The sequence below is a fragment of the Staphylococcus sp. HL28 genome (genome assembly GCF_021117155.1).
Taxonomy (GTDB): Bacteria; Bacillota; Bacilli; order Staphylococcales; family Staphylococcaceae; genus Staphylococcus; species Staphylococcus warneri.
This window is the reverse complement of record NZ_CP088218.1, coordinates 2422170-2435209: the sequence shown is the minus strand read 5'-3', so window position 1 is coordinate 2435209 and position 13040 is coordinate 2422170. Positions and strand designations below refer to the sequence as shown.

Sequence of the window (13040 nt, the reverse complement as noted above, 5' to 3'; positions counted from 1 at the left end):
TTATGTTTGTTGGTGATAAGGAGACACTGAAAGACTTTATATTAAACTACCATAATAATTTGAATGATGATTATAAGGATGTATCAGCTAATGAATTCTTTACGTTAAATGATGATGTAGAGGAATATTCATATCAAACAATTAATGCAGATGAACATATATTTATGAATGAGCTATATTCATTAGTTGACCAAATAGCTACTGATAAAGAGTATTTTATTTTCGACATGTTATTAAGTGGACGTAGTTATAAAGAGATAAGCCAAGTGTTGAAATGTTCAATAGAATCAATAAGAAAATGGTTTGATAATTTATTAGATGAAATTATAGAAAATAAGGAGTGATTCAATGGACAAACTAACGCCTAAACAAGAGCGTTTTGCAAATGAATATATGAAGACACTTAACGTTACTCAAAGTGCTATAAATGCTGGTTATAGCTCAAATAGCGCACACGTAACAGGTAGCAGACTATTGCGCAATGAGAAAGTAAAAGACTATATTCAAAGCAAGAAAGATGAGATTATAGACGATACAATTTTAACAGCAAAAGAAACGTTGTACCTACTTACGAAATCAGCTGTTGGTGATGAAACTGAAACTAAGGAAGTTGTGGTTAAGAAAAGCTCATTTGAGCGCAACCCAGATACAGGACGTATGAATCTTGTATACAATGAGCATGTGGAAACAGTAGAAGTACCAATTAAGCCAAGTGATCGTTTGAAAGCTCGTGATTTGCTCGGTAGGTATCACAGTATATTTACTGATAAAGTAGATATGAATGTGGCGACACCAATATTTATAGATAGTATCGGTCAAGACGATGAAGAGAATGAGCGAGATTTAAAAGAATTGGAAAATAATATCTAAATAGTGAGATTTAAGAAGGGATATATCTACTTATCTATGTTTAATACTTAAAAAAATGGCTATATTAATGTAAGAGTTATGCATTTGTATAACTTGAAACACTCAAAAAACTATAGTTTTTACTACACTTATTTAAGATATGGTATTTATCTTCTATTTATTAAATAATTATTTTCCTTTAGATTTTCACCCAATCTCTTGTTATTAGAAAAGCTTTCGTTAACCATATCTTAATAAGGTAGTTTTTTATTTTTGTAAAATGCTTCATTTGGGGTTATATTTATAAGAAGTTAATGTTAGATTAATATTAGTGAGATATTAATTACGTTCTCACGAGGCATTCTATCATCATTATTAGTTTTCTTTCGAAAGATAGTCCTAGTGGCTATCTTTTTGTATTGTGAAAATCTTTGTAAGTGTGTTACAATCTATGTCTAAAATCAAAACTTTTTACATCTAAAGTACTCAAAATTGAGTACTTTAGTTTCAAACTAAAGTTACGTAAATAAAATAGTAAATTTTTGCATTTTAGAGTTCAATATTATATTATATTATATATATTAGTAATTGATAACCTCATATATTCGTTACTATTTAAGAACAGTTTATTTAACTGTTCTTATTTTTATGGTATTATATACAATACATGCAACCCTTTGTAGAAAGCTATAAAAAATCCCTGACTAATTTACTTATGCATGTCACTGGGTAAATTTGACATACTTTTTAACTAAGAGTCATTGACCGTATCAGTTATGATACGGTTTTTTTATGAAATGATTGTCAAAAAAATGTAAATTAATTTGGTTCCGTCGTTAGTAAAAAAATGATACATTGAAATTAGGAATATAAATACTACAAAAAACTGTAGTGGTTTTGCTTTGAATTATTCCCTCTTGTTTCTATTTGTATAAAAGGCAATCACTATGATTGCCTTTATTTATTTAAACAGTATATTAAAATTTGTGTTTATGTATGATAATATGTTATATTTTAACTATCACATGAAATGAGCACTCATTAAATATCTTTTATATACTTACAACCACGTTCATTATGATCGTGGTTTTTTATTAGTAGAAATGTTATGATTAGTTACGGAGTTCCCCAACTCCATTATTGCTTACGCATTTAAATATCTTTTCGCCACACTCTATATTGAGTGTGGTTTTCTGTATTGAATAAGAATTGTAATGATTGAATCAACTGAATTTAAATAATAGTACAATAATAACCGTCGTACATATTGCATATAAAATAGTCCATAATGTGTAAATTATCTTATGATGGTGGTCTGTTAAATTAAGTAACATGTATAGATAATAAGAGAACAGCAAAAGACAAATAAAACAGAGTACATATAGGCATACTATGACAAAGGTCAATGCACCATCACCTCACTAAAAATTCATATATTTTTAGTTTAACAGATATTTTAATTTATTTAGTGAATACTATGTTTAAAATATAAATTTCTAGGTATTATATAATCGTCCAACTTTTTTTATTTATGTTTTTTGCGCTACATCTTATAGGTGTAGTGCTTTTTAATGTGAGAAATCTATTGTGTTGCAATGGAGGAACGAGTTCGTATGACTAAATATGTTTAAAATATAAGAAATCGGTTAGACAATGGTAGAGTCAATGGAGCCAGTTGGCTCTATCCCTTTGTATAATATTCATGAAAACCCTAACGCCACTTTAATTAGAGGTGTTTTTTATGTTTAAATTATTAGAAATCGGTTATAATATCTGTAGAGCTGGTCACTCGTTTTTAAGATCTTCAATATTTTTTTCAATCTTTAAAGAATACCATATCTATTTAAATAGGTATGGTATTTTTTATGTTCTGAGAAACGTCCTGTGTTACAGTGGCAAATATTATTTCGTAACTATACTATGTGTGTTAATGGTAAATGAATTTGGCGTCATGAAATGCAAGATCAGTATAATTAGTAAATTTAATTATGAAATAGCAGAAGATTAAAGCAAGTTAAAGAAAATGATCTTGGCATGGTGAGTGATCAAATTGATTAAAGTCAGTAAATTTAAACAGAACTCAAGTAACTAAATTTATAAAAGTTAGTGAAGAACTTTCTGATGATTCCACGTGGAATCAAACAATTTTAAGGGCAAAAAAAGGGCATAATTTTGAAACAAAGAGCAAGAGTATGAACTTTAATTTAATGATGGCATAGCTATATATACTGATTTATAGGCGTTTTGATAGTGGGTGAAATGTTATAAAATGTAGATATATAAAAGAAGAACAATAATATATAGTTTATTGTCGGAACCTTGTAGGCTCAACCTATGAGGTTCTTTTTTGTTTTCAAAAACTTCATGGGGGATATACAGTATATAAATAATGTGAATCTGAAGGCTTTGAAATTTTTCCATGTGTGGTGTTGCTTAGTCATTTTTGTTAACCTTAGAGTATACATAATAATTTATTGATATTTACGGGGTGATGGGTAATCAATTCTAAGGTGAATGAAGCAATTAAAGGTGTATGTATTAATTTAATGATTACATTTGCAATTGGTATAGCAATTACTTATTTTAACTTTGATTACGGTATTGATAATGCCTTTTTTCATTTTTTAGAAAAAATTAGCGTTGTAAAGTTCTTTGACAATCATTCTGCGAATACTGCAGTGACGTTAGGACTATTGTTAACAGCATATGAAGTCATTGATACATTATTTTTAGAGGATGATGAAGAGGATGAAACAGAGCAATCTATAAACAAAAAATAAATCACGAATAAAAAGAAAAGCTATGGCTGAAACTGATTGAATGTCAGAGCCATAGCTTTTCTTAATTGTTGTTATTAATACGGCCTAATAAAAATGAAGTTATACTACTTAAAATAATTAATATAATAAGAAAAGAAAGTAGATAAATTTGATTGCTTTCGACATGAAAGCCCATCTCAAATTGACCATGTAAATGACCATTAATATAAAAATTGAGTGTAATAATGGTCAGAATTAAAATAATAGATATCGCACTTAATAAATCGAAACCTATTTTAAAAATGAAAAATTTATTTTTATTTGCGTTCAAGATGATACAACCTTTCATATTCTTAGAAAATAATAAGTCGGTACCATCCCATTTGTTTATTGTGCATTCCTTATTGAATGAATTGCAATTAGAAATTTTAAACGAATGGTTAATAATTATCAATATATAAATATCTATTTTTTTACTAGTTTTAATAAATTTTTAACTAAAATGGTTTCGGGATGTGATTATGGGGTATACACCATAGGTAGACATAATGATAATTAAGCAATGAAAGGAGTGAAGACACATGTTCGGATTAATAGGAATGATCATCGTAGGTGGTCTTATCGGTTGGATTGCAGGTGCAATTCTTGGTAAAGATATCCCAGGCGGTATTTTAGGTAATATTATTGCTGGTATCGTAGGTGCATGGGTTGGTTCAATGATCTTTGGACATTGGGGCCCAGAACTAGGTAAAATTCATATCTTCCCAGCATTATTAGGTTCAATTATTTTAATTTTCTTAGTTTCTTTAGCTTTAAAAGCTTTACGAAAAAAATAATTGTATCATAGCAATAGAGATGACCTTAAATGATAAGGACATCTCTATTTTTTTATTATTTAATAGTAGACGAATTACTCGATGTAAATACTGCCTAAAATGGTCATTAGAAGTGTTAGTAAACATGCTAAAAGGATGATATTTTGTACTTTGATTGAATTACTTTTATCACCATTTTGTCTGTATATATAAAATAAATAAAACCATGACAAAATGACGAGTATACCTAAAATAATAATCACTATTTTCATAACATATATACCTCCTCATTGATGACATACCCTAATCGATCGATCATAATTGAAGAGCTATATTGATAAAAGTGATTATAAAAATATATCATTTAAATTTAGACAAAAAAGAGGATGACGCTGGGTAACGCCATCCAGGAGTATTATGTTCATGAATATAAAAGACTTTGTAGTTACTTATTAACTACATGTATATAGTATCATGAATTATATTAAATTACCAATTAAAACAACTTAATTCTAAAATAAATTTTTCGTTGTGTACATTTAATTTTAAATATGCAATCATATCATTCATTTTTTAATTTTATTTATCAAATATGCATGAATAGTTAGTCAATTCTCAATATTTTTCGAAGTGTTGTATATTTATGCACGGATTGATACGATAGCTTTATGGAGGGATTCATTTTGGAAGGTATTTTAACATTTATATTGATTTCACTCTTAATCATAATTGTACCTGGACCCGATTTTCTAATTGTAATGAAAAATACGGTCCATTCAGGAAAAAGAAATGGTATGATGTCAGCCTTAGGTATTACCACGGGGCATATTGTTTATGCTAGTTTAGCTATTTTTGGAATTATATACATATTAACAAGTTTATATTATGTCTTTGTTTTGATTAAAGTACTCGGTGCATGTTATTTAATCTATTTAGGTGTACGCTCTATTTTATCAGCGCGTCAATCGATGTCCTTTAATGATAAAAAACAAGACTTAAATCAAGCATCATATCTATCATCATATAGACAAGGTTTCTTAAGTACGATATTAAATCCTAAAGCATTACTTTATTACATGAGTATATTACCTCAATTCTTATCACAAGGGAATATACATATGACTTCTCAAGTTGCCGTTTTAGCGTTATCGGTGGTACTAGTAACATGTTGTTGGTTTCTATTTTGCGTCTTTATATTTCAATATATTAAATTACTGTTCAGTAATCCTAAAATTAAAGCTATTTTTGATTATGCGGTAGGAATTATTTTAATTGGTTTATCAATTAATTTATTATTAAGTAAAACAAGTTAATATTAGCGAGGAGATTCAAAATGAAAGTATATTTAGTAAGACATGGTGAATCTAAATCCAATTATGATAATAAGTATGGGGAGCCTTATTTTTGTGGTCAACTTAATGTGCCATTAACGGAACAAGGTACGGAGAGTGCACAAGCATTGGTGAATTATTTTACGAATAAAAACATTGATCATGTATACGTTTCGAGCTTATTAAGAACGCAACAAACGTATGAAGCAATATTTCCTTATAATATACCGACAACATTTAGTGATTTATTAAAAGAAAGATCGCTAGGTGTCTTTGAGGGGAAATATAAAAAAGAAGTGTCACAGGACGAAACCTATTATAAATATTTTAATGATGATAATTTTAAAGATTTCCGTCATAGCTTTACTCAAAAAGCACCAGAAGGTGAAAGCTATCAAGATGTATTTGATAGAGTAGCAACGTTTTTCAATTCTATTGTTGATCCTAATGCAGATCAAATTGTCATAATTGCCCATCAGGTTGTCATTAGATGTATCTTTGTGTATTTAGAACAAATAACGAAAGATGAAGCGTTAACTGCTAAAATTGAGAACTGTAAACCTTATCTTATTGAAATGTAAAAAAGAGTGAAATGCCCCTATATGATAGGTGCATTTCACTCTTTTTAAATTTAAGACATCCAGTAGTCTAAATAGATACATTTTAATTTGTGGACGTTGTCTTTTGTTTCGATGAATCCACTATGAGCGTTACAAAAACACTTATTATAATTAAAATTGAAGATATAGTAGCGGTAACGCCAATCCAATAGTTTTCCATAAAGAATGCGATAAGTGCCAATAATGCCCATACTGGAACCGCAATAATTTGAAGAATGCTCGAAATAATTCTAGTTGTCATATAGTTGAAAACACATAATATGAGTGCAGGTAATGCCATTGCTACCACAGTACCTATTGCAGACCAAAGTTCTACAGGCTTATCCAAACTGATTGTATTAGGTCCAGTGGGATATTTAGCACACATTAAAATAGTTAACACTGTTGATAAAATCGCGAGCACTACAAAAGATACACGTAACTTCATCTTGTCACTCTCCAAAATATTTTTAAATGAGTAAATAAAAAGTTTAACTATCTATAGTGTGACTTAGACGTCGGGGGATGTCAATTTGGCTTAAGCTATAAATAAAAGCTTCTAACCCGCAAATTTTATAACGGTTAGAAGCTTTTTAGTTTATTTATCAAATACATCAGTTTTAATATTTTTCTTGTCTAAGAAAGATTTGATTTTATCTTGTTGCTTTTTGTTCACATCGCCTGCATAGTTGGTTGGTACGTCTACGACATTGATTGAATTTTGTGGTTGATAATTCAATTGCTCAATGTCTTCATCAACATTAGCGATGGTACTATTAAGTGCTTTAAAATATTTGATAATACGATTAGTGGGATCTTTATATTCACTTGGAATCTTGTTATTATTCACAAACTTTTTAAAGTGTAAGTCGTTTTTTACTGCAAGATTAGACAATTCACTTAATTGTTTAGATTGCTTTTTAGTAATCTTAGTGCTGCTATCACTCTGTCTGTCTAATTTATGTTGCATCACGTACTTATTATCTAAAATATCACTGTTAACTTGTAGATATTTTTTTAATGCTTTGTTCATTTCATCTTCACTGATAGTGGCATTGTTTTTATTAGATGTGAAAATATCTTTTTCCTTTAATTGCTTAGCATTTTTAGGTGCATGGGCACTACTATGTGAATCATGATCATTATCATCTTCACTTTTATTTGCACAGGCTGATAAGATAAGTGCTAAAGATAAAATTAACGTGAGTAGAACTCTTTTTTTCATCAGGTTTGGAACTCCTTTTATTCATACAATATTCATTATTTTAAAATCTTACATATTATAGCGTATCACTTATCAAAAATGATTTGAATGTTTAAGCACTTAGTTATTTATCAACTATGAACATTTTGTGTATAAATAATTAAAGTGATTTTGTTTCATTAACAGTATAACCGCGCAAACTCCATAAACGTAGATGTGTCCAACCTTTTTCAATTTGTTTAGATAACTTTTTATCTGGTATTGGTAAAAGTTTATTTTGTTTAATCAAGTTTTTCATCATCTCAACGGCATGAGCTTCATCTGGTGCTATTCTTAGGTGGAATAAGATATATCTTACAGTTTTTTCCTTTTTAATATCGTCATCTTCTTTTATATTATTTCTAAGAAACTTGATGAATTGTTTCAACTTGGTATTACGTGTATAAAATTCATTATTTGCATATATTAATAATTCATCGAGATGGCTAGGTTCATAAAATCCTTTTAGTGGATCGTCTATCTCATCACTATTTGCGAGCATAGGAATTACTGGGTGTAATAACATATCATTTTGGACGATGACTAATTGATTGATATTCATAGCTTCTATTTCATCTATAATATCCTTTTTTGTCATATCTCTGTCGTATAAGTGTTTCATTAAATGAACCACACGTTCTAATGATGCATATCCATATAAATTCGTTATTGCAAAATAGATATTGAAGGGTGTTACATACTGTTGCATCTTCTTATTATTTTTAAATTGGTTTAGTTGTTCTTCAGCTAAATTTTGACGGATTTCGGGATCCATATAGATTTCAAGTTCTGGCACTTCAGCTTCTAGATCTTGAAGTTCTTCTTTAACAGAATCACTAGAGATATCATCATTACTCGCAGTATTTTTAGTATTTAGACGTAGACCTTCGAGTACTTGATTATCCTCAGGAGCTATATGGTGCTCTTGGTGGCTAATGAATGTCTCAACGCCACCATTATCATTAATGTAATTTTGGATGAAATCTAAAGCGTCATAAGGAATAGATAGGATATTATAGCGCTCATTATAATTAAATAAAAATAAGTGATCTAACACATCTGATGCAGTATGTAATTTTGGTTGTTCAGCTACTATGGCTGCCAAATCAATGCTGTTATCGTAATTGGTATGACTTTTAATAATTTGATGTAACATGAACAAAGATGACGGTTTAAAATGATCAAAGACATTTTCTAACAATGTATAATCTTTGAAAAAGGTATCATTAATTAAATTGACGGCGTCTGATTTTTTAATTTTTGACGGACTTTTAATTTGATAAAATTTCAAAATATCTTGTAAGCTTTTCGATTTCAAAGTTGATAAATAATCTTTCAAAGATGTATGTTGAATTGCATTGAAAAGTTCTTTATCTAATTGATTTAATTGTTGAATAAGTAGTTGTCCATCTTCGTCTTGGACTTTATTCTGGTAATGATTAGCGAAAACATGTGTGTTAATTTGATTTAAAAAGTGCGTATCTATCATAAATGTATTTGTAGATGTCTTATAAATAAAGCCTAAACGTTGTGATAATTGACATTTATGTTTAATTTCTTTATTAACAATGACGGGAGTATCGTTACTGTCTAGCAAGGATTTAATACAGTCTTGTTCGGTTTTATTCATTTGGTTATAAATGAAGTTAATGTGATGCGATTTAAAAGCAATATGTAATGTCTCAAGTGGTGAAAGTTTTCTAGGGATGTCTAAAAATGATTGGATTTCATAGATTTTTACTTTGGTAATATGATTTAAGGTGTTCATAATAGCTCCTTTAAAATTTATGATATGTGATGGATTTAGACTAGAAAACAGTTTCGTGATAATGTAAAAACCCAACGATGTTAAAGATTAAAACTTTTCATTAATTCCATCATAACATGTTTAAAGAATTAAATAATAAAAAAACAGAATTCCGTAGGGGAATTCTGTTTTGAAGATATATTAATGAAATGTTGAATCCATTTAATTAGTTTCTAATAATATAATCGAAAGCATTCAATGCGGCATTTGCGCCAGCACCCATAGAGATAATGATTTGTTTGTTTTTCTGATCAGTTACATCACCAGCAGCGAAGATACCAGGAACATTAGTGCTATTATTGCGATCAATAACAACTTCACCACGTCCATTAAGTTCAACTGCATCAGAAATCCATGAAGTGTTAGGTACTAAACCGATTTGTACAAAGATACCGTCTAAATTAACGACTTGTTCTTCGCCAGTGTTCATATCTTCGTATTTAATACCAGTGACATGATCTTCACCAATGACTTCAGTACTTCTAGCTTTAGTTTTAATGTCAACATTTGATAATGAACGTAAACGATCTTGTAGAACACTATCTGCTTTCAACTCATCTGAATATTCAAATACAGTAACATGTTTAACAATTCCAGCTAAGTCGATTGCAGCTTCAACACCTGAGTTTCCGCCACCAATAACTGCAACGTCTTTATTTTCGAATAGAGGGCCGTCACAGTGTGGGCAGAAAGCAACACCCTTGTTGATTAAACGATCTTCACCAGGAATGTTAAGTTTACGCCAACTTGCACCTGTTGAAATGATGGCTGTTTTAGTTTCCAATACAGCGTCATTTTCTAAAGTAACGCGAATAGCGCTATCTGTTTTTTCAATATTTGTTGCACGAATACCAGTCATTGTATCGATATCGTATTGAGCGATATGATCTGCTAAATTAGAAGAAAACTCAGTACCTGTTGTTTCTTTAACAGTGATGAAGTTTTCAATGCCAGCAGTATCATTAACTTGACCACCGATACGGTCTGCAACAATACCAGTGCGTAAGCCTTTACGTGCAGTGTAGATTGCAGCACTACCACTTGCAGGGCCACCACCGATAACTAATACGTCGTAAGGATCTTTGCCTTCGAATTCAGATGCATCTGCAGTACTTCCCAATTGGTTAAGGATATCTTGAATTGTCATACGACCATTACCAAATTCTTCTCCATCTAGGAAAACAGCTGGTACAGCCATGATATTTTCAGATTCTTCACGGAAGACAGCACCGTCAATCATTGTATGTGTAATGTTAGGGTTAATTACACTCATTAAGTTCAATGCTTGAACGACATCTGGACATTTTTGACAAGTTAAACTTACATAAGTTTCGAAATTGAAAGAACCTTCTAATCCTTTAATTTGATCAATTACGGATTGTTGTTCTTTAGGTGCACGTCCACTTACTTGTAAAATAGCTAATACAAGAGAGTTGAACTCATGACCTAATGGAATACCTGCGAAGGTAATACCTGTTTCTTCACCTGGGCGATTCACTGAGAAACTAGGTGTACGTTTTAAAGATTTTTCAGTAACTGTAATGTGTGCAGACATGTCAGCTACTTCATCTAATAACTCTTTTAATTCTTTAGATTTATCGTCAGAGCCAAGGCTAGCGACGAATTCAACGTCGCCTTCCATAAGCTCAAGTAATTGTTTTAATTGTTGTTTTAAATCAGCATTAAGCATTTTTAATTAATGCCTCCTTAAATTTTACCTACTAAGTCTAATCCTGGTTGTAAAGTTTCAGAACCTTCTTCCCATTTTGCAGGGCAAACTTCACCTGGATGTTGACGTACATATTGAGCAGCTTTGATTTTGTGAACTAATGTGCTTGCGTCACGGCCGATACCGTCAGCATTGATTTCAGCTGCTTGAACAACACCATCAGGATCGATAATGAAAGTACCACGTTGAGCTAAACCAAGTTCTTCATCTAATACGTCGAAGTTACGAGTAATAGTTTGTGAAGGGTCACCAATCATATTGTATTGGATTTTGCTAATAGCATCTGAATGATCATGCCAAGCTTTGTGTACGAAATGAGTATCAGTTGAAACTGAGAATACATTTACGCCTAATTCTTGTAATTTATCATATTGGTTTTGTAAATCTTCTAATTCAGTTGGGCAAACGAATGAGAAGTCAGCTGGGTAGAAGCAAACTACGCTCCAAGAACCTTTTAAATCTTCTTGAGATACTTCTTTGAATTCATCTTTCTTTGGATCGTAAGCTTGTGCTGTGAATGGTAAGATTTCTTTATTAATTAAAGACATAGGTAAATTCCTCCTGATAATTGAAATGTTTTATTAGAATTAGATAACAATCATTGTTTGTTTATAATAATTCTAATCTCTTACTAATTATTATTACATTTAGGATTTAAATAGTCAACTTCATCAACTTATATAATTAATAACACGTTGCGAAATTGATGATACAAGTATTATAAGCCTATAAATGAAATTGATTTTTTAATTGAAATAAGTGATATTGATGAAGTGATTTACTATTATCACACTTCAAATAATCAATTACATTCTCAACTAAACACTTGTTATTGATAATATAGTGTAATTTTATTACATTCCACTATACCCTGATAGTAACATGTTGTATCAAAACTTTCATAAAAGAAGGTTTGTTATAGGGGGAAGTCAAAATTATTATAAATAAAATATGATTAATCATTCACCTGTTAATCCAATTAATTTAATTTCCAGTTGAAAAGGGTATACAATATTTAAAGATTATTAATGAAAATATTACTTTTCGAGAGTAGGAGTGGGAATAGTGTCAGATTATGTATATGAATTAATGAAAAAACATCACTCGGTGCGCCGTTTTAAATCAACACCTTTAAGTGAAGATACAGTGGAAAAATTAGTGGAAGCAGGTCAAAGTGCTTCTACATCTAGTTATTTACAAACTTATTCAATTATTGGTATTGATGACCCTGAAATTAAAGAAGATTTAAAGGAAGTTTCTGGGCAACCATATGTTGTTGAGAATGGTTACTTATTTGTTTTTGTTTTAGATTATTATCGACATAATTTAATTAATGAGAATGTAGAATCAAACATGGAAGTTTCTTTTGAATCTGCTGAAGGTCTATTAGTGGGATCGATTGATGTAGCTCTTGTTGCTGAAAATATGGCTGTTGCAGCTGAGGATATGGGGTACGGTATTGTATACTTAGGCTCATTACGTAATGATGTTGGTCGTGTACGTGAGATTTTAGACTTACCTGAGTATACTTTCCCATTATTTGGTATGGCTATTGGTGAACCAGCAGAGAATGAAAATGGTTCTGCAAAACCCCGTTTACCATTAGAACATATTTTCCATAGAAACCAATATAATTCAGATAAAGAAAAGCAAATCAGCGAATTACAATCCTATGATCAAACAGTAAGTGATTATTATAAAGCGCGTACCAATGGAGAGAGAACTGAAACTTGGTCAGAACAAATCGAGTCATTCCTAGGAAATAAAACAAGATTAGACATGCTAAATCAACTTAATGATGCAGGATTAATCAAAAGGTAATAGCGCTATTTAATCAAAAGTGATGTTATAAGTTCAGGATGAATTGTTGGTGTCAGATATAGCATAATGTTAATTGTAGATTTAATA

13 protein-coding genes are annotated in these 13040 nt (G+C 30.3%); 7 read left to right on the top strand and 6 right to left on the bottom strand.

Going from position 1 to position 13040, the window contains the following annotated elements:
- Positions 1-2 precede the first annotated feature (2 nt).
- The 4 genes from LPC11_RS11850 (at position 3) to LPC11_RS11835 (ending at position 4444) form a co-directional block, all read left to right on the top strand.
- On the top strand, positions 3-344 hold the full coding sequence (locus LPC11_RS11850) for a helix-turn-helix transcriptional regulator (protein ID WP_023374544.1): 342 nt from the start codon (positions 3-5) through the stop codon (positions 342-344).
- A gap of 4 nt (positions 345-348) precedes the next feature.
- On the top strand, positions 349-870 hold the full coding sequence (locus LPC11_RS11845; RefSeq protein WP_023374545.1) for a terminase small subunit: 522 nt from the start codon (positions 349-351) through the stop codon (positions 868-870).
- A 2489-nt stretch (positions 871-3359) separates the two neighbouring features.
- Positions 3360-3629 (top strand): hypothetical protein, encoded by a 270-nt coding sequence (locus tag LPC11_RS11840; RefSeq protein ID WP_023374546.1) that lies wholly within the window; start codon positions 3360-3362, stop codon positions 3627-3629.
- A 560-nt stretch (positions 3630-4189) separates the two neighbouring features.
- The gene (locus LPC11_RS11835; protein WP_023374548.1) at positions 4190-4444 is read left to right on the top strand and encodes a GlsB/YeaQ/YmgE family stress response membrane protein; all 255 of its coding nucleotides are present in this window, start codon (positions 4190-4192) and stop codon (positions 4442-4444) included.
- A 74-nt stretch (positions 4445-4518) separates the two neighbouring features.
- Here the strand turns inward: LPC11_RS11835 and LPC11_RS11830 are convergent, their stop codons facing one another.
- Positions 4519-4695, bottom strand: a complete 177-nt coding sequence (locus LPC11_RS11830; protein ID WP_023374549.1) for a hypothetical protein — start codon at positions 4693-4695, stop codon at positions 4519-4521.
- Positions 4696-5106: 411 nt separating this feature from the next.
- Here LPC11_RS11830 and LPC11_RS11825 point away from each other — a divergent pair, with 411 nt between their 5' ends.
- Positions 5107-5736 carry a LysE family translocator gene (locus tag LPC11_RS11825; protein WP_041613814.1) on the top strand — a complete coding sequence of 210 codons (630 nt, stop codon included), beginning with the start codon at positions 5107-5109 and terminating at the stop codon, positions 5734-5736.
- A 20-nt stretch (positions 5737-5756) separates the two neighbouring features.
- The gene (locus LPC11_RS11820; protein WP_023374551.1) at positions 5757-6335 is read left to right on the top strand and encodes a histidine phosphatase family protein; all 579 of its coding nucleotides are present in this window, start codon (positions 5757-5759) and stop codon (positions 6333-6335) included.
- An 82-nt stretch (positions 6336-6417) separates the two neighbouring features.
- Here LPC11_RS11820 and LPC11_RS11815 read toward each other — a convergent pair whose 3' ends face one another.
- The 5 genes from LPC11_RS11815 to ahpC form a co-directional block, all read right to left on the bottom strand.
- Positions 6418-6801 (bottom strand): hypothetical protein, encoded by a 384-nt coding sequence (locus LPC11_RS11815; protein WP_023374552.1) that lies wholly within the window; start codon positions 6799-6801, stop codon positions 6418-6420.
- 150 nt (positions 6802-6951) lie between these two features.
- Positions 6952-7578, bottom strand: a complete 627-nt coding sequence (locus tag LPC11_RS11810; protein ID WP_023374553.1) for an NDxxF motif lipoprotein — start codon at positions 7576-7578, stop codon at positions 6952-6954.
- 139 nt (positions 7579-7717) lie between these two features.
- Positions 7718-9364: a hypothetical protein gene (locus LPC11_RS11805; protein WP_023374554.1), complete on the bottom strand. Its 1647-nt coding sequence runs from the start codon at positions 9362-9364 to the stop codon at positions 7718-7720.
- 205 nt (positions 9365-9569) lie between these two features.
- Complete coding sequence (gene ahpF / locus LPC11_RS11800; RefSeq protein ID WP_023374555.1) at positions 9570-11093, bottom strand: alkyl hydroperoxide reductase subunit F; 1524 nt, start codon at positions 11091-11093, stop codon at positions 9570-9572.
- A 17-nt stretch (positions 11094-11110) separates the two neighbouring features.
- Positions 11111-11680, bottom strand: coding sequence for an alkyl hydroperoxide reductase subunit C (ahpC, locus tag LPC11_RS11795; protein WP_002451489.1), 570 nt, complete (start codon positions 11678-11680; stop codon positions 11111-11113).
- Positions 11681-12197: 517 nt separating this feature from the next.
- On the opposite strand from ahpC, the gene LPC11_RS11790 reads away from it, so the two are divergent.
- Positions 12198-12953 (top strand): NADPH-dependent oxidoreductase, encoded by a 756-nt coding sequence (locus LPC11_RS11790; protein ID WP_041613816.1) that lies wholly within the window; start codon positions 12198-12200, stop codon positions 12951-12953.
- Positions 12954-13040 lie beyond the last annotated feature (87 nt).